18 protein-coding genes are annotated in these 16,834 nt (G+C 30.6%); all 18 read left to right on the top strand.

The window, feature by feature from the left end; all coding sequences use genetic code 11:
• Window positions 1-191 precede the first annotated feature (191 nt).
• A complete protein-coding gene (locus B5D15_RS15755) occupies window positions 192-326 on the top strand; it encodes a hypothetical protein (RefSeq protein WP_278305576.1) in 135 nt (44 codons plus the stop codon).
• 140 nt (window positions 327-466) lie between these two features.
• Window positions 467-1,165, top strand: coding sequence for a 30S ribosomal protein S2 (gene rpsB / locus B5D15_RS06485; RefSeq protein ID WP_078696307.1), 699 nt, complete (start codon window positions 467-469; stop codon window positions 1,163-1,165).
• A gap of 67 nt (window positions 1,166-1,232) precedes the next feature.
• Entirely contained in the window at window positions 1,233-2,150 is a 918-nt protein-coding gene (tsf, locus tag B5D15_RS06480) for a translation elongation factor Ts (protein WP_078696306.1), read from the top strand.
• A 92-nt stretch (window positions 2,151-2,242) separates the two neighbouring features.
• Window positions 2,243-2,956, top strand: coding sequence for a UMP kinase (gene pyrH / locus B5D15_RS06475; RefSeq protein WP_078696305.1), 714 nt, complete (start codon window positions 2,243-2,245; stop codon window positions 2,954-2,956).
• A 13-nt stretch (window positions 2,957-2,969) separates the two neighbouring features.
• On the top strand, window positions 2,970-3,527 hold the full coding sequence (gene frr / locus B5D15_RS06470; RefSeq protein ID WP_078696304.1) for a ribosome recycling factor: 558 nt from the start codon (window positions 2,970-2,972) through the stop codon (window positions 3,525-3,527).
• A complete protein-coding gene (locus tag B5D15_RS06465; protein ID WP_078696303.1) occupies window positions 3,528-3,713 on the top strand; it encodes a hypothetical protein in 186 nt (61 codons plus the stop codon). It abuts the gene before it with no gap.
• Between the two features lie 40 nt (window positions 3,714-3,753).
• Window positions 3,754-4,518 carry an isoprenyl transferase gene (locus tag B5D15_RS06460; RefSeq protein ID WP_078696302.1) on the top strand — a complete coding sequence of 255 codons (765 nt, stop codon included), beginning with the start codon at window positions 3,754-3,756 and terminating at the stop codon, window positions 4,516-4,518.
• A gap of 12 nt (window positions 4,519-4,530) precedes the next feature.
• Complete coding sequence (locus B5D15_RS06455) at window positions 4,531-5,331, top strand: phosphatidate cytidylyltransferase (RefSeq protein WP_078696301.1); 801 nt, start codon at window positions 4,531-4,533, stop codon at window positions 5,329-5,331.
• A gap of 4 nt (window positions 5,332-5,335) precedes the next feature.
• Window positions 5,336-6,325, top strand: coding sequence for an AI-2E family transporter (locus B5D15_RS06450; protein WP_078696300.1), 990 nt, complete (start codon window positions 5,336-5,338; stop codon window positions 6,323-6,325).
• Entirely contained in the window at window positions 6,322-7,470 is a 1,149-nt protein-coding gene (locus tag B5D15_RS06445) for a 1-deoxy-D-xylulose-5-phosphate reductoisomerase (RefSeq protein ID WP_078696299.1), read from the top strand. Before B5D15_RS06450 ends, B5D15_RS06445 begins: the two co-directional genes overlap by 4 nt.
• Window positions 7,471-7,483: 13 nt before the next feature.
• Window positions 7,484-8,494 (top strand): RIP metalloprotease RseP, encoded by a 1,011-nt coding sequence (gene rseP, locus B5D15_RS06440; RefSeq protein ID WP_078696298.1) that lies wholly within the window; start codon window positions 7,484-7,486, stop codon window positions 8,492-8,494.
• Between the two features lie 11 nt (window positions 8,495-8,505).
• Window positions 8,506-9,552: a flavodoxin-dependent (E)-4-hydroxy-3-methylbut-2-enyl-diphosphate synthase gene (gene ispG, locus B5D15_RS06435; protein WP_078696297.1), complete on the top strand. Its 1,047-nt coding sequence runs from the start codon at window positions 8,506-8,508 to the stop codon at window positions 9,550-9,552.
• A 26-nt stretch (window positions 9,553-9,578) separates the two neighbouring features.
• The gene (locus B5D15_RS06430; RefSeq protein ID WP_078696296.1) at window positions 9,579-10,205 is read left to right on the top strand and encodes a glycosyltransferase family 2 protein; all 627 of its coding nucleotides are present in this window, start codon (window positions 9,579-9,581) and stop codon (window positions 10,203-10,205) included.
• Between the two features lie 16 nt (window positions 10,206-10,221).
• Window positions 10,222-14,520: a PolC-type DNA polymerase III gene (locus B5D15_RS06425; protein WP_078696295.1), complete on the top strand. Its 4,299-nt coding sequence runs from the start codon at window positions 10,222-10,224 to the stop codon at window positions 14,518-14,520.
• A gap of 149 nt (window positions 14,521-14,669) precedes the next feature.
• Entirely contained in the window at window positions 14,670-15,128 is a 459-nt protein-coding gene (locus B5D15_RS06420) for a ribosome maturation factor RimP (RefSeq protein WP_078696294.1), read from the top strand.
• Between the two features lie 12 nt (window positions 15,129-15,140).
• The gene (gene nusA / locus B5D15_RS06415; RefSeq protein WP_078696293.1) at window positions 15,141-16,217 is read left to right on the top strand and encodes a transcription termination factor NusA; all 1,077 of its coding nucleotides are present in this window, start codon (window positions 15,141-15,143) and stop codon (window positions 16,215-16,217) included.
• Window positions 16,214-16,486: an RNase P modulator RnpM gene (gene rnpM, locus B5D15_RS06410; RefSeq protein ID WP_078696292.1), complete on the top strand. Its 273-nt coding sequence runs from the start codon at window positions 16,214-16,216 to the stop codon at window positions 16,484-16,486. Before nusA ends, rnpM begins: the two co-directional genes overlap by 4 nt.
• Window positions 16,473-16,808 (top strand): L7Ae/L30e/S12e/Gadd45 family ribosomal protein, encoded by a 336-nt coding sequence (locus tag B5D15_RS06405; RefSeq protein WP_078696291.1) that lies wholly within the window; start codon window positions 16,473-16,475, stop codon window positions 16,806-16,808. Before rnpM ends, B5D15_RS06405 begins: the two co-directional genes overlap by 14 nt.
• Window positions 16,809-16,834: the final 26 nt, after the last annotated feature.

Genomic DNA, 16,834 nt, shown 5'->3' with positions numbered 1-16,834 from the left:
TTATAGCATTTAATCTTATGCAGTTATATTTTTTTAGATGTATTAGAGGTTTTAGGAAGAAAAGAATGCTTCAAATAAATATTATTGAGGATATAAGAGATGAGAGATTTACAATAGAAGATACCTGGAATAATCCAGTATTTGAAAAAACTTAATGAAACAATAAAATTGGAAATTAATTATTTAAATTTTTGGGGGTAGGGGGAGTTATAACTATTTTTGCAACCTATAGAGCTGGTGGAATACCATTTCTTCAATATGATACAATAAAATGCAATTTCAGTAAAAATAAAAATTCTACTGGAATTTTGCTGCGAAATCTCTGATATTATTATTGCTATGTGTAATTTTATATGCTATACTACTAAACGTGATATTACACACGCCATACAATTTTTAAAAGGGTGCCTTTATGGACTTTTAAAAAAAATGAATATGGCGGAGGAAAAAACCAGGAGGTGTTTTTATGTCAGTAATTTCAATGAAACAACTGCTTGAAGCAGGAGTACACTTTGGTCATCAAACTAGAAGATGGAATCCAAAGATGGCACAGTATATCTTCACAGAAAGAAATGGTATTTACATCATCGATCTTCAAAAAACAGTAAAAAAAGTTGAAGAAGCTTATGAATTTGTAAAAGCAGAAGCATCTGAAGGTAAAGAAGTTTTATTTGTAGGAACAAAAAAACAAGCTCAAGATTCTGTTAAAGAAGAAGCAGAAAGATGCGGAATGCATTATGTTAATGAAAGATGGCTTGGAGGAATGCTTACAAACTTCAAAACTATCAGAACAAGAATAGCAAGACTTATGGAACTTGAGAAGATGGAACAAGATGGTACTTTCGAAGTTCTTCCAAAGAAAGAAGTTATAAAGTTAAGACATGAAAAAGAAAAACTTGAGAAGAACTTAAGCGGTATCAAAAATATGTCAAGACTTCCAGATGTTCTTTTTGTTGTAGATCCAAGAAAGGAAAAGAATGCTATCGCTGAAGCAAGGAATCTTGGAATTAAAATCGTTGCTATAGTTGACACAAATTGTGATCCTGATGAGGTTGACTATGTAATTCCTGGTAATGATGATGCAATAAGAGCTGTTAAACTCATTGCTTCAAAAATTGCCGATGCAATAATCGAAGGCCGTCAAGGAGAACAAATGGCAGAATAAAATATAAGGTAAGGGTATAGGGTAAGAACTTAGCCCTTACCTTTAATATCATAAAGGAGGCGTTATTATGGTAATTACTGCTAAAATGGTAAGTGAATTAAGAGAAAGAACTGGAGCAGGCATGATGGACTGCAAAAAAGCTTTAACGCAAGCTGATGGAGATATCGAAAAAGCAATTGAGATATTAAGAGAAAAAGGCTTAGCATCAGCAGCAAAAAAAGCTGGAAGAATCGCTGCAGAAGGCCTTATTCAAACATACATATCTGAAGATGGAAAAAACGGTGCTGTAATTGAAGTTAACTGTGAAACGGATTTTGTTGCTAAAAATGAAGACTTTGTTAATCTTTCAAAGAATCTTGCAAAGCAGGCTGCATTATCAAAAGCTTCAAATGTTGATGAGTTATTAGAAGAAAATTATATAGCTGATAGTTCAATCCCTGTAAAGGATGCTATAACTGCTCTAATAGCAAAACTTGGCGAAAACATGAAGCTTAGAAGATTTGAAAAGTTCAATACTGAAAATGGAGCACTTGTTGATTATATTCATGGCGGCGGAAGAATAGGCATTATGGTTCAGCTTGAAGGAGCAAATAAAGAAGGTCTATTGGAAGTTGGAAAAGAATTAGCATTACAAATTGCAGCAGCTAACCCATTATTTATAAACAAAGAAGATGTTCCTGAAGACATGCTCTCTAAGGAAAGAGAAATTTATAGACAGCAGGCGTTAAATGAAGGAAAACCAGAGAAAATAGTAGATAAAATGGTTGAAGGAAGAATTCAAAAATATTATAAAGATGTTTGTTTAATTGAACAGCTTTGGATAAGAGATCAGGATCTTACTATTAAGAAATATCTTGAAAATAAATCTAAGGAACTTGGAGCAGACATCAAAGTTGTTAAGTTTACAAGATTTGAAAAAGGTGAAGGTATAGAGAAAAAGGAAGAAAATTTTGCTGAAGAAGTTGCAAAGCAAATCAAATGCTAAAGTGCTAAAGCAAGAGAACACCGTTGTGTTCTCTTTTTTTGAAAAGAAGGAAATCTGCCTTTTTTGTAGAATATATTTTGGGAGGTTTTATAATGACCAAACCTATGTATAAAAGAATTATGTTAAAACTCAGCGGAGAATCCTTATCAGGCGAAAAAGGGTATGGAATAGATTTTGATGTTGTAAATAGAATTAGCAGTGAAATCAAAGAACTTGTTGATATGGGAATTGAAGTTGGAGCTGTTGTAGGTGGTGGCAATATATGGAGAGGAAGAAACGGCGGAGAAATGGATAGAACAACAGCAGATTATATGGGTATGCTTGCAACCTGCATAAACGCAATGGCTCTTCAGGATTCATTAGAAAGCATGGGAGTTGTAACTCGTGTACAAACAGCAATTGAAATGAGAGAAATTGCAGAGCCTTTTATAAGAAGAAAAGCTATGAGGCATCTTGAAAAAGGCAGAGTAGTAATATTTGCATCTGGTACAGGAAACCCATATTTTTCAACAGATACAGCTGCAGCACTAAGAGCTGCAGAAATTGAAGCTGATGTTATTCTTCTTGCAAAAAAAATTGATGGAGTTTATGATAGTGACCCAAATATAAATAAAAATGCAAAAAAATATGACAAATTAACCTTTCAAGAAGTTTTAGAAAAAGATTTAAAAGTTATGGATTCTACTGCTACATCTTTATGTAAAGATAATAATATTCCAATTATTGTTTTTGCATTAGATGAAGTAGGTAATATTAAAAAAGCCCTTTGCGGTGAAAAAATTGGAACTATCGTAGGTAATTTTTAAAGGAGGTTTATATATGATAAAAGAAGTTATAACTGCATCTGAGGACAAAATGAAAAAATCTCTTGAAGTTTTAAAAAAAGAACTTCAAAGCTTAAAAGCTGGAAGAGCTAATGCTTCTATGCTTGATAAAATTACTGTTGATTATTATGGTACACCGACACACATATCAGCTGTTGCATCTATTTCCGTTCCTGAACCAAGGATGCTTGTAATTCAGCCTTGGGATAAAAGTATGATTAAACCAATAGAAAAAGCTATTCAAAAATCTGAACTTGGTATTAATCCAATTTGTGATGGGCAGGTAGTAAGACTTGTCGTTCCTGAACTTACAGAAGAAACCAGAAAAAATCTTGTTAAAGTAGTTAAAAAACATGGCGAGGATGCAAAAGTTGCAATAAGGGCAATAAGACGTGATGCAAATGAAAAACTCAAAAACATAAAGAAGGAAAATACACACTCGGAAGATGAAATAAAGAAAACTGAAGATGAAGTTCAAAAACTAACAGATAATTATATTAAAGAAGTAGACAAAGTTGTAGAAAATAAAGAGAAGGAGATTTTATCTGTATAGATGAAATTTGAAGAATTCATTGGATTCAGACTTGAGGATATTAAATCAGAATTAGAAAAAAGTGGAACTAATTATAAAATAATAGAGGTTTTTGATACAAAAAAAACTAAAATAGGAAATGATATTAGAATAATAAACGTAAAAAATGATAATGATAATGTTAAAATATATGTTGCTTATTTTTAACCCCTCAAATGAGGGGATTTTTCAATAGGGAGGATAATAGATGTTTTTTAGAAATAAAAACATTTCTATAGAAAACGATAAAATTTTAAAAGAAATAGATATGAATAAAATTCCAAAACACATTGCAATGATTATGGATGGTAACGGGAGATGGGCTAAAAAAAGAAATCTGCCTAGAAGCTTTGGGCATAAAGCTGGAGTTGAAACTATTAGAGAAATTGTAAAAACATGTTCGAAGCTTGGAGTAAAGTATTTAACATTATATGCATTCTCAACGGAAAATTGGAAAAGACCGGCTGATGAAGTAAGTACCCTTATGAATTTGTTAGTTGAATATTTAAAAGGAGAATTGGAAGAACTAAATAAGAATAATGTAATAATAAATTACATAGGCGATATTTCAGCATTACCAGATATCTGTCAAAAAGAACTTTTGAATTCACATTCTAAAACCAAGTACAATACAGGTTTAACCTTAAATTTAGCTTTAAATTACGGTGGAAGAGATGAAATAATAAGGGCTGTTAAACAAATTTGTACTGATATATCTAAAAACAATATGGATATAGAGAAAATAGATGAAAAATTGATTTCAAACTACCTATATACTTCAAATATGCCAGATCCAGACTTATTAATTAGAACAAGCGGTGAACTTAGAATAAGCAATTTTTTGCTCTATCAAATAGCTTATACAGAATTGTGGTTTACAGATGTATATTGGCCGGATTTTAAACCTTATCATTTATATAAAGCCATAATAGATTATCAAAAAAGAGACAGGAGATTCGGAACTGTGAAATAAGGGGGAAATAAAATGGTTGATAAGAGGGTAATTAGTGCTGTTGTTGCTATTCCAATACTAATTTTTTGCCTTTTTTTCGGTAAAATAATATTTAAATCAGGAATAGTTTTTGTTTCTGCTATATGTATTTACGAATATATAAATGCGTATAAAAAATCTAATCATCCAGTAATAGAAGTAATTTTAATTTTAGGTTTTATACTAATATCCATATCGATTTTCTTAAAAATAATTCCAAATGTTATTTTGCCAATTATCTATATAGTTGTTATATCAAGTATGGCTGCGCCAATATTTTTTAAAAAATATAATGTTGTTTCTTCAGCTTTGACAATAACAGGATTTATCTATATAGTATGTTTTTTCAGCCTTCTAACGCTTATAAGAGATAATGCAAAAGGCGGAAGTTATCTGATTTGGATTGTTTTTATAATTGCATGGAGTTGTGATACTGCTGCATATTATTCAGGACGGTTTTTTGGCAAGAGAAAATTATGCCCTTCAGTCAGCCCAAAAAAAACAGTTGAAGGTTCAATTGGAGGAATAATTGGCAGCGTTATAGGAATTATAATATGGGCATTAATAAGCAAAAGTGTTATTACTATAAATTGGTCATCGCTTATATTATTAGGCATTATAGGTGGAATAGTATCCCAATTAGGCGATTTATCTGCATCTCTAATAAAACGATATGTTGGAATTAAGGACTATGGAAATATTATGCCAGGGCATGGAGGACTGCTTGATAGATTTGATAGCATACTTTTTACTGTTCCTATAGTATATTATTATATAACAATATTTATGGGATGATTCCATGATTAAAAGGAACTTGGCAATACTTAAGATAATAGCTGTATTACTTATTGTAACCGTAATTCTTAAGATTTGCCTTGTTTTTTTATGGCCTTTTGTATTCTCAATTTTATTAATAATTATTGTTGAACCTTTTATAAAAGGTTTTATAAAATTTGGTTTTTCAAGAAAGTCATCGTGTATTTTAAGCTATCTTATTGTTATTGTTTTAATATTATTAACTGCATATTTTATATCTAATTATGCTTATAAGCAGATTATAGAATTTTTTCATAATCTTCCAAATATAATAATGATATTATCTGACAATTTAAAGTTATTCAATAATAAGAACAATAGTTACATGCAAATAATTTCTACATTTGAAAACTTTTTAATGACATATCGCAGCAAAATAATTCAAACAATATTATCAACCCTTAATGGTTTTATTTATTCAATACTAATAATAATAACTTCATTGCTTACAAGTATTGATTTGCCAAAAATAAAAAATAAATTAAAGAATATTATTCCCTATGAAGCATTTTTAATAACAAATACAGTAATTAACAAAATCAGCCAAATAATATCAGCAGAGATTAAACTTGTATTAATAACCACGATTGAAACTGTGATAGGTTTATATACTTTAGGAGTAAATAATGCATTAACTATAGGCATTATTTGTGGTATACTAGATATATTGCCAGTTGTTGGTCCTTCCTTAATTTTTATACCATGGATAGTTTATGAAATTTTAATTAAAAAAATTATTTTTGCAATAGGGCTTATTTTTTTATATGTTTTATTACAAATAATAAGACAAATATTAGAAATTAAGATTGTTGGAAATAATCTTAAGCTGCATCCTGTTACAACAATATTGTCCTTATATATTGGAATATTAATCTTTGGTGTATGGGGAGTTATTTTTGGACCATTCATGATTATACTTTTAAAAGAACTATTTAATAAATACTACGAAGGGAGATTCAGGATATACTTATGAAAAACATATCGATAATTGGTTCAACGGGTTCAATAGGCAGGCAATCTTTAGATATTATTAGAAAAAAAATAGAGCACTTTAGAGTATTATCTATTTCTGCTAACTCAAATGCTGATTTATTATATAATCAGGCTCTTGAATTCAATCCTAAGTATGCTGTTATTATGGACGAAGGCAAATATAAGGAATTAAAAAATAGATTATTACATAGCAATACAGAAGTTTTATGCGGAATTGAAGGACTTGAATTTATTGCATCATTAAAGGAAGCAGATATTATTATAAACTCGGTTGTAGGAATGATTGGATTAAGGCCAACAATATCAGCAATAAGAGCAAATAAAACCATAGCTCTTGCTAATAAAGAAAGCCTCGTAGTTGGAGGAGAAATTATTAAAAAAGAGCTTAATAATTCAAAAGCATCTATAATTCCTGTAGACAGTGAACATAATGCAATTTTTCAATGCTTAATGGGTGAAGATAAAGATAAAATAAAAAGACTTATTTTAACTGCATCAGGAGGACCTTTTAGGGGCAGAAAAAAAGAGGAATTAAAAGATGTTACCCCTGAAATGGCATTAAAGCATCCAAGGTGGAACATGGGCAGAAAAATATCTATTGATTCAGCAACTTTAATGAATAAAGCTCTTGAAATAATAGAAGCTCATTATCTTTTTAATGTTAGTTATGACTCGATTGACGTTGTAATTCATCCTCAAAGCATTATTCATTCAATGGTTGAATATATAGACGGCTCAATAATTGCACAGTTAAGTAATACTGATATGAGGCATCCAATACAATTCGCTCTCGATTATCCTTATAGAAATGAAAGTCATATAGGTTATCTTGATTTATTTCAGGTAGGAAATTTAACCTTTGAAAAACCTGATTATGAAACCTTTGAATGTTTAAGATTAGGACTTGATGCTGCAAAAACTGGTGGAAGTATGCCTGCTGTTTTAAATGCAGCAAATGAAGTAGCAGTTAATTTATTTTTAAATAATAAAATAAAGTTTTTGCAAATTGCAGAAATAATTAGAAAAGCTATGGAAAATCATAAAGTTATATACGACTTAAGCATTGATAATATTTTGGAAATAGAAAGAAATGTAAAAGAATATATTAATTCTTTAATAAATTAGGAAGGTGATAAATTTGCAAACATTTTTAGCTGCAATATTTGTCTTTGGACTTTTAATAATAAGTCATGAATTTGGACATTTTATAACCGCTAAATTATCAAAGGTTAAAGTATTAGAATTTTCGATTGGAATGGGTCCGAAGCTATTTGGATTTAAAGGAAGAGAAACTAATTATTCTCTTAGAATTTTTCCAATAGGAGGCTATGTAAAAATGCTCGGAGAACAAGAAGAATGTTCTGATCCAAGAGCGTTTTGTAATCAAAGCCCATGGAAACGTCTGATTATAATAGTTGCAGGAGCTTTTATGAATTTTGTCATTGCTGTACTTCTTTTTTCAATGGTTTCATACAATTTAGGAGTTGTAAAACCTATTGTAAGTTCTGTAGAGCCTAACTATCCTGCAATAAATGCTGGGATTAAACCGAATGATAAGATAATAATGGTTAATAACAAAAAAATTAACACTTGGAATGAATTTAAAATATTTATAGCTGAAAATAAGGATAAACCATTTAAAATGACATTAAAAAGGGATAATAAGGTAATTGAGATAAATTTAAAACCTTTATATAATGAAAAAGAAGACAGATATATGGTCGGAATTTCTCCTATGCTAATTAAAGGTAACTTAATTGAATCAATTAAAAACGGTTTTGATGAAACTTTTTCCTCAATAAGCCAGATGATTATTTTTTTAGGCAGAATTTTAAAAGGAAAGATTTCGTCAAATGATGTTGGTGGGCCTGTTGCAATAATTAAAATGTCTGGTGAAGCTGCAAAGGTTGGTATATGGAATCTTCTTTTATTTGCAGGATTTTTAAGCATTAATCTTGGAGTATTTAACCTTATTCCATTCCCTGCTCTTGATGGAGGATGGGTTATTATTCTTTTATATGAAGCGTTGACGGGAAGGAAAATAGATGAAAATAAAATAGGTTTGATTAATTTAATTGGTTTTACAATTTTAATAGCATTTGCTATACTTGTAACATTTAAAGACATAATAAAGCTTAATTCATATTAAAGGTGATATTTATGAGAAGAAAAAGTAAAAAAGTTAAAATAGGTAATATTTTTATCGGGGGAGACTCTCCTATTACTGTTCAATCAATGACAAATACAGATACTAAAAATATAGATGCAACTATAAAACAAATTCTTCTGCTTGAAAAAGAAGGATGTGAAATAATAAGAGTTGCTGTTCCTGATTTAGAAGCAGCGGAGGCCATAAAAAGCATTAAAAAAAATATTAACATACCTCTTGTTGCTGATATACATTTTGATTATAGTCTTGCAATAAAATCAATTGAAAACGGTGTGGATGCAATTAGAATAAATCCTGGGAATATAGGAAGCGAGCTTAAAGTATGCGAAGTTATAAGTGCAGCAAAGTATTCAGGAATACCTATAAGGATTGGTGTTAATTCTGGTTCTCTTGAAAAGGATTTGCTAAATAAATATAAAAATCCTAATGCTGCTGCTCTTGTTGAAAGTGCATTAAGACATGTAGATATTTTAGAGAAGAACAATTTTTTTGATATAGTTATCTCTGTAAAATCCTCTAACGTTATTGATAATATTGAAAGTTATAAATTGTTAGCTGAAAAAACAGAGTATCCTTTGCATTTAGGAGTAACTGAAGCAGGGACAAAGTTTTCAGGTACAATAAAATCAGCAATAGGAATTGGAAGTTTATTATGCAGCGGTATTGGTGATACAATAAGAGTTTCCCTGACAGATGACCCGATAGAAGAAGTAAAAGTAGGAAAAGAAATTTTAAAATCCTGCGGAGTAAGACAATTTGGTGTAGAAATAATTTCATGTCCTACCTGCGGAAGGACGAATATTGACTTAATCGGTCTTGCAAAAAAAGCAGAAGAATTATTAAAGAATATTAATAAACCTATAAAAGTTGCAATAATGGGCTGTATTGTTAACGGCCCTGGTGAAGCTAAGGAAGCAGATATTGGTATAGCAGGGGGTAAGGGTGAAGGTATAATTTTTAAAAAGGGTAACATAATTAAAAAAGTTAGTGAAGATTTATTACTTGAAGAATTAATTAATGAAATAAATAAATTATAGTAAAATACTTTGATAGGGTGATGTATATGAGAACAGTATGCATAATTCCAGCTTTTAATGAAGAGAAAACGATTAAAGATATATTAGAGGTTGTTAAAAATGTTGAAATAATCGATGAAATAATCGTTGTTAGCGATGGCTCAAACGATAATACTGCAAAAATATCAAGGGATATGGGTGTATTTACTATTGAATATGAAGAAAATAAAGGTAAAGGAGCTGCTTTAAAAGCTGGTATTGATAACGCTAATGCTGATATACTTCTTTTTTTAGATGCTGATCTTATAGGATTAACTAAAGAGCATGTAGTATCTTTATTAGAGCCGGTATTAAATGATGATGCAGATATGACTATAGGTATATTTGCTAATGGAAGATTAGCTACCGATCTCGCCCAGAAAGTTGCACCTCATCTTTCAGGACAAAGAGCAATGAAAAGAATAGTATTAAATAATATTGATAACATTGATATAACAAGATATGGTGTTGAGGTTGCTTTAACTAAACTTGTTGAAAAAGAAAACTATAGAGTAAAAACTGTTGAATTAAAAGATATGACACATATAATGAAAGAAGAAAAACTTGGGCTTAAAAAAGGATTTGCTGCAAGAATGAAAATGTATTGGGAAATAGTAAAGTGCTTAAAAATGTAATATTAGGAGGACTACTATGTCTAAAATACTTGAAGATGTACTTCAGGATATGGATTATTCAAATGAGATAAAGGAAATTTCAAAGAATGTTTATATTAAAAAAGCCTTTATAAATAAAAATACCAATACATGGAATATACATCTTTTAGCTAATACTAATATAAGCGAAGAAAGATTAAATATTATTAAAAGAATTTTATGCAGTAGATTTAATATTTCAGGAAAACTTATGATTGAAATAGAAACGAATACTAAGAAAAACATTACATTTGATGAATTATGTAATAACAAAGCTATATACTCAAAAATTATATCAGAAGCCTTTTATAATAATCCTTATATATGCTGTTTGCTTCAATCCTCTGAATATAGCATAAAGGATAATATGATGACAATTTATATTGAAAATGAATTTTCATTAAATATGTTAAAAGCAAAGGATGCTCAAAAAGTTATTAGCAGATATATTGAAGATTCTACGGGATTAAAGGTTACAACCGCATTTAAAGTGAAATCCTTTGAGTATGAAAAATACAATATGATAAAAGAAGAAGAAGACAAAAAACTTATTATTGATTATATAGATAAAAAGAAAAACGAAGAAAAAGAAAGTAATAATGCAAACACAGTTTTAAAAAGCAATGATATTAATTCTAAGACTTCTATTATATATGGTAAGAAACTTGCTGGAGAAAATATAAAGATTGCATCGATAAAAGAAGAGATTGGAAACGCCGTTATATCAGGTGAAGTATTTAAAACTGATATAAGGGAAACAAAGAATGGTAAATATATATTCAGTTTTTTTATTACTGATTATACAAGTTCTATTACTGTTAAATTCTTCCCAAAACCTGAAATTATAGAGAGTCTAAAATCAGAAATCAAAGAAGGTGCGTTTTTAAAGGTACAGGGAGATGTTGTTTTTGACAAATATTTAAAAGAAATAATAATAATGGCCTCAGCGATTGAAATAATTGAAATTCAGAAAAGAATGGACATATGTGAAGAAAAAAGGGTAGAACTTCATCTTCATACTCAAATGAGCACTATGGATGGAGTATCCTCTGCAACTTCACTTATAAAGCGTGCAAAGGAATGGGGACATAGTGCTATTGCTATTACAGATCACGGTGTTGTACAAGCATTTCCAGAAGTGGCAGATGCATGCAAAAAATATGGCATCAAAGCTATATATGGAGTTGAAGGATATCTTGTAGATGATGGAGAGCCTATTATAATAAAGTCAAATAAGCAGAATCTTGATGATGAGTTTGTTGTATTTGATATAGAGACAACTGGCTTAAATCAAAATAATGATGAAATAATCGAAATAGGAGCAGTTAAGATTAAAAACTTAAAAATAATTGATACTTTTTCATGCCTTATAAATCCTAAGAAAGATATAAGCGATGAAATCACTAAACTAACTGGGATAACGAATGAAATGGTAAAAGATAAACCATTTATTGAAACGGCATTATTAGATTTTCTTAAGTTTATTGGAAGTTCTCCTGTGGTAGCTCATAATGCTAAATTCGATACAGGATTTATAAAAAACAATGTAAAAAGATTAGGCTTAAATTTTGACAATGCAATAATTGATACTTTATCATTATCAAGATGGCTTTTGCCAAATTTAAAAAAACACAAACTTAATATCGTCGCAGAACATTTAGGTATATCCCTTGAAAATCATCACAGAGCAGTTGACGATGCAACGGCAACGGCTGAAATTTTTATTAAATTTCTTAAAATGCTAAAGGAAAAGGATGCTGTAACTATTGATGATGTTAATAAACTTTATAATGGAAATTTTGATATAAAAAAGGCAGACACCTACCATATTATAATTCTTGTTAAAAACTACGAAGGGCTAATAAATCTTTACAAAATTATTTCAGAATCCCATTTAAAATACTACCATAAACGTCCGCGTATTCCTAAAAGCTTACTTCAACAATATAAAGATGGATTAATAATAGGTTCTGCCTGTGAGGCAGGACAGGTATTTAGAGGTATTTTAAATGGCCTTTCAGATAATGAAATGCAGGATATCATAAAATTTTATGATTTTCTTGAAATTCAGCCAAGAGGGAATAATGAATTTTTAATTAGAAACGGTACTCTTGAAAATGAAGAAAAATTGCTCGCTATTAACAAAAAAATAGTTAATCTCGGTAATAAATATAATAAATTAGTAGTGGCAACTGGAGATGTTCATTTTTTAGATCCAACTGATGAGTATTTTAGAAGAATACTGATGTCAGGTCAGGGTTACGAGGATGCAGATGAACAAGCTCCTTTGTATTTTAAAACAACTGATGAAATGCTAAGTGAATTTGAATATTTAGGTGAAGAAACTGCCTACGATGTGGTTATTAAAAACCCTAATTTGATTGCTGATATGGTTGAAGCTATAAAGCCTATACCCGATGAAACTTTCCCTCCGAAAATAGATGGTGCAGAAGATGAAGTAAGAAACATGACAATGTCAAAGGCTCATGAAATATACGGGCAGAATCTTCCTGAAGTCGTTGAAAAAAGGCTTGAAAAAGAACTAAATTCAATTATTAATAATGGATATGCTGTTTTGTATCTTATTGCAAACCGTCTTGTTTCAAAGTCAGTAAATGACGGCTATTTAGTCGGCTCAAGAGGGTCAGTCGGTTCTTCCTTCGTTGCTACAATGTGCGGAATTACTGAAGTTAATCCTCTGCCTCCACATTATGTATGCCCTTCATGTAAATATTCTGAGTTTTTTACAGATGGAAGCATAGGCTCAGGTGCTGATTTGCCTGATAAATTATGTCCAAAATGTGCCTCACAATTAATCAAAGAAGGTCATGATATACCCTTTGAAGTATTTTTAGGTTTTGAAGGGGATAAAGAACCAGATATAGATTTAAACTTTTCTGGAGAGTATCAGAGCAGGGCTCACAAATATACAGAAGAGCTTTTTGGAGAAGGTCATGTTTTTAGAGCTGGAACAATTGGTACAATTGCAGAAAAAACAGCCTATGGATTTGTAAAAAACTATCTCGAAGAAAAAGGATTAACAAGCAACCAAGCTGAAATAGAAAGACTAGTCAAAGGCTGTACTGGAGTTAAAAGAACAACAGGTCAGCATCCAGGAGGAGTTATGGTTGTTCCAAGGGATAAAGAGATTTATGAATTTACTCCTATTCAAAGGCCTGCCGATGATATTAATTCAGATGTTATTACAACTCATTTTGATTATCACTCTATAAGCGGCAGACTTTTAAAACTCGATATATTAGGTCACGATGATCCTACAGTTTTAAGGATGCTTCAGGATTTAACCGGAATTGATCCAAGAACAATTCCATTAGGAGATGAAAAGGTTTTAAAACTATTTACTTCTACTGAATCCCTCGGAATAAAACCAGAAGATATTAACTGCGAAGTTGGAACACTTGGTCTTCCTGAATTTGGAACTAAATTTGTAAGACAGATGCTTCTCGATACTAAGCCTAAGACTTTTGCTGAACTTGTAAGAATTTCAGGATTGTCACATGGTACCGATGTTTGGGTTAATAATGCACAGGACCTTATACGTGATGGATATGCAACTCTTAAGGAAGTTATATCGACAAGAGACGATATAATGCTTTATCTAATTCAAAAAGGAGTACAGCCAAAGCATGCTTTTAATATAATGGAAAGAGTAAGAAAAGGAAAAGGATTAAGGGATGAAGATGTTCAAGAGATGAGGGAAAACAATGTTCCTGATTGGTATATAAACTCCTGTAACAAGATTAAATATATGTTTCCAAAAGGTCATGCTGTGGCTTATGTAATGATGGCTGTCAGAATAGCATATTTTAAAGTATATTATCCAAAGGCTTATTATGCCACATACTTTACAGTAAGAGCAGATGATTTTGATGCTGATTTAATTGTTAAAGGCGAAAAGACAATATTGAGTAAAATAAAAGAAATCGAAAATATGGGAAACAATGCAACACAAAAGGATAAAGGTTTACTTACAATTCTTGAAATCGCTCTTGAAATGTATAAAAGAGGATTTAAATTTGCTCCTGTTGACTTGTATAAATCTGATTCAACAAAATTTTTAATAATAGATGATGCAATTCTTCCTCCCTTCAGAGCGCTTCAAGGTGTAGGCGAAACCGCTGCAAAAAGCATAGTTAAGGCAAGAGAGGATGGTCCTTTCCTTTCTAAAGAAGACTTGCGATTAAGAACAAAGGTATCAAAAACTGTAATTGAAATTTTACAAAGCCATGGATGTTTAAAAGATTTACCTGAAAGTAACCAGCTTTCCCTATTTTAACTTGCAAATTATTTTTCATAATGCTATAATTTGAGTTAAGGCTTAATATATTTTACGGTAAAGAGTGGGTAATCCCACTCTTTACTTTATGTTGTGCATAACAGTTTGATTATAACAAATAATAGAAAAAAGAAAGAGGTGGATAATATATGGATGTTTCTTCAATAGAAAAATTAGTTTATGAACTATCTATTCCAATTGTTAATAGTTTTAACTACGAACTTGTTGATGTGGAATTTGTAAAAGAACATAATGAATGGTATCTTAGAATTTATATCGATAAAGAAGGCGGTATAACCATTGATGACTGTTCAAATGTCAGCAGAATAATAAGCAACAAGCTTGATGAAATAGATCCTATAGAGTGCAGTTATTATCTCGAAGTTTCCTCACCTGGAATTGAAAGGCCATTAAGAAAAGACACTGATTTTGAAAAGCATAAGGGTAAGAAAGTAAAAATAAAATTGTTTGCAGCTATAGATGGTAAAAAAATAATTGAAGGTACGCTTTTAGGACTTGAAGGAAATGATATTATTGTTTCTTTTAATGGAAAAGAACTTCATATTGATAAAAATAAAGTTTCGGTTGTAAAATTAAGTGCTTTATAAGGAGGGACTATTATGAATACAGTTGAATTAATTGAAGCATTAGAAGAACTTGTTAAAGAAAAAAGAATCGACAGAGAAATAATATTTACTGCTTTAGAAGCTGCCCTTGTTTCAGCTTATAAAAAGAATTATGGAACATCTCAGAATGTAAAGGTAACAGTAAGCAGGGATACGGGTGATATTCATGTTTATGCTCAAAAAGAGGTCGTTGAAGATGTTTATGATAATCTTCTTGAAATAAGCCTTGAAGATGCAAGAAAAATAAGCATAAAATATAACATTGGAGATATTGTTGATATCGAAGTTACTCCAAAGGATTTTGGAAGGGTTGCAGCTCAAACAGCCAAGCAAAGCGTAATACAAAAAATTAGAGAAGCAGAAAGAGAAATAATATATAAAGAATTTATTGAAAAAGAAAATGACCTTATAACAGGAGTTGTACAAAAAAAAGAAAAGCAGAACGTTCTTGTTGATATTGGCAGAACTGAAACTTTGCTCTCTCCAAATGAACAGATGCCAAATGAAGAATATAATCATGGAGACATACTTAAATTTTATGTTGTAGAAGTTAAGAAGACTCCTAAAGGACCTAATATTGTTATATCAAGAACTCATCCAGGTTTAATTAAAAGGCTCTTTGAGCTTGAGGTACCGGAAATATATGATGGTACAGTTGAAATAAAAAGTATATCAAGAGAAGCTGGTTATAGAACCAAGATTGCAGTTTATTCAAAGGATGAAAACGTAGATCCTACAGGGGCATGCGTAGGGCCAAAAGGTGTCAGAGTTCAAAATATAGTTAATGAACTAAAAGGCGAAAAAATAGATATAGTAAAGTGGAGTAAAGACCCTGCTGAATTTATTGCAAACTCTATAAGCCCTGCAAAAGTGGTAAGCGTTGAAGTTAATGAGGCAGAAAAAAGTGCGAGGGTAGTTGTACCTGATTATCAATTATCCTTAGCTATTGGCAAAGAAGGTCAAAATGCAAGACTTGCAGCAAAACTTACAGGATGGAAAATAGATATAAAAAGTCAATCTCAAGTTCAAACAGAATCAGGAGCTTTTGAGCAAGGAGATGATATGCAGTGAAAGTAAAAAAAATTCCTCAAAGAATGTGCCTTGGCTGTCAGGAAATGAAGCCTAAAAAGGAGCTAATAAGGATTGTAAAAAATAAAGAGGGTGAAATTAAAATAGATTTAACAGGTAAAGCCCCTGGAAGAGGTGCATATATCTGCAGGAATATAGACTGCTTTGAGAAATGCGTTAAAGCAAAAAGATTTGAAAAAACCTTTGAAACTAAAATTTCTGATGATTTGTATGAAAGATTGAAAGAGGCGCTATCAGATGCAGATAAATAATATATATTCATTTATCGGTCTTATACAAAAATCAGGGAAATTGTTTTCTGGTGATGAAAGCGTTGAAAATAGTATTAAAAAAGGTAGATGTCATTTAATAATTATTGCCGAAGATGCAAGTGAAAATACAAAAAATAAATTTATAAAACTTTCAAACGAAAATGATATACCATTTATTATTTTTGGTAATAAGCAAATGTTAGGAGAAAATATAGGAAAACTAAATAGAGCAGTTTTGGCAATAAACGATTTGAACTTTGCAAAGGGCTTAATAAAAAAGATCCAAAATAATAATGGGGGTGATTTTAGTGCCAAAAATTAGAATTTATGAATTGGCCAAACAGGTAA

The organism is Caloramator quimbayensis (assembly GCF_900167605.1).
GTDB classification, from domain to species: Bacteria; Bacillota; Clostridia; order Clostridiales; family Caloramatoraceae; genus Caloramator_B; species Caloramator_B quimbayensis.
This window is presented reverse-complemented; position numbering and strand designations above follow the sequence as displayed.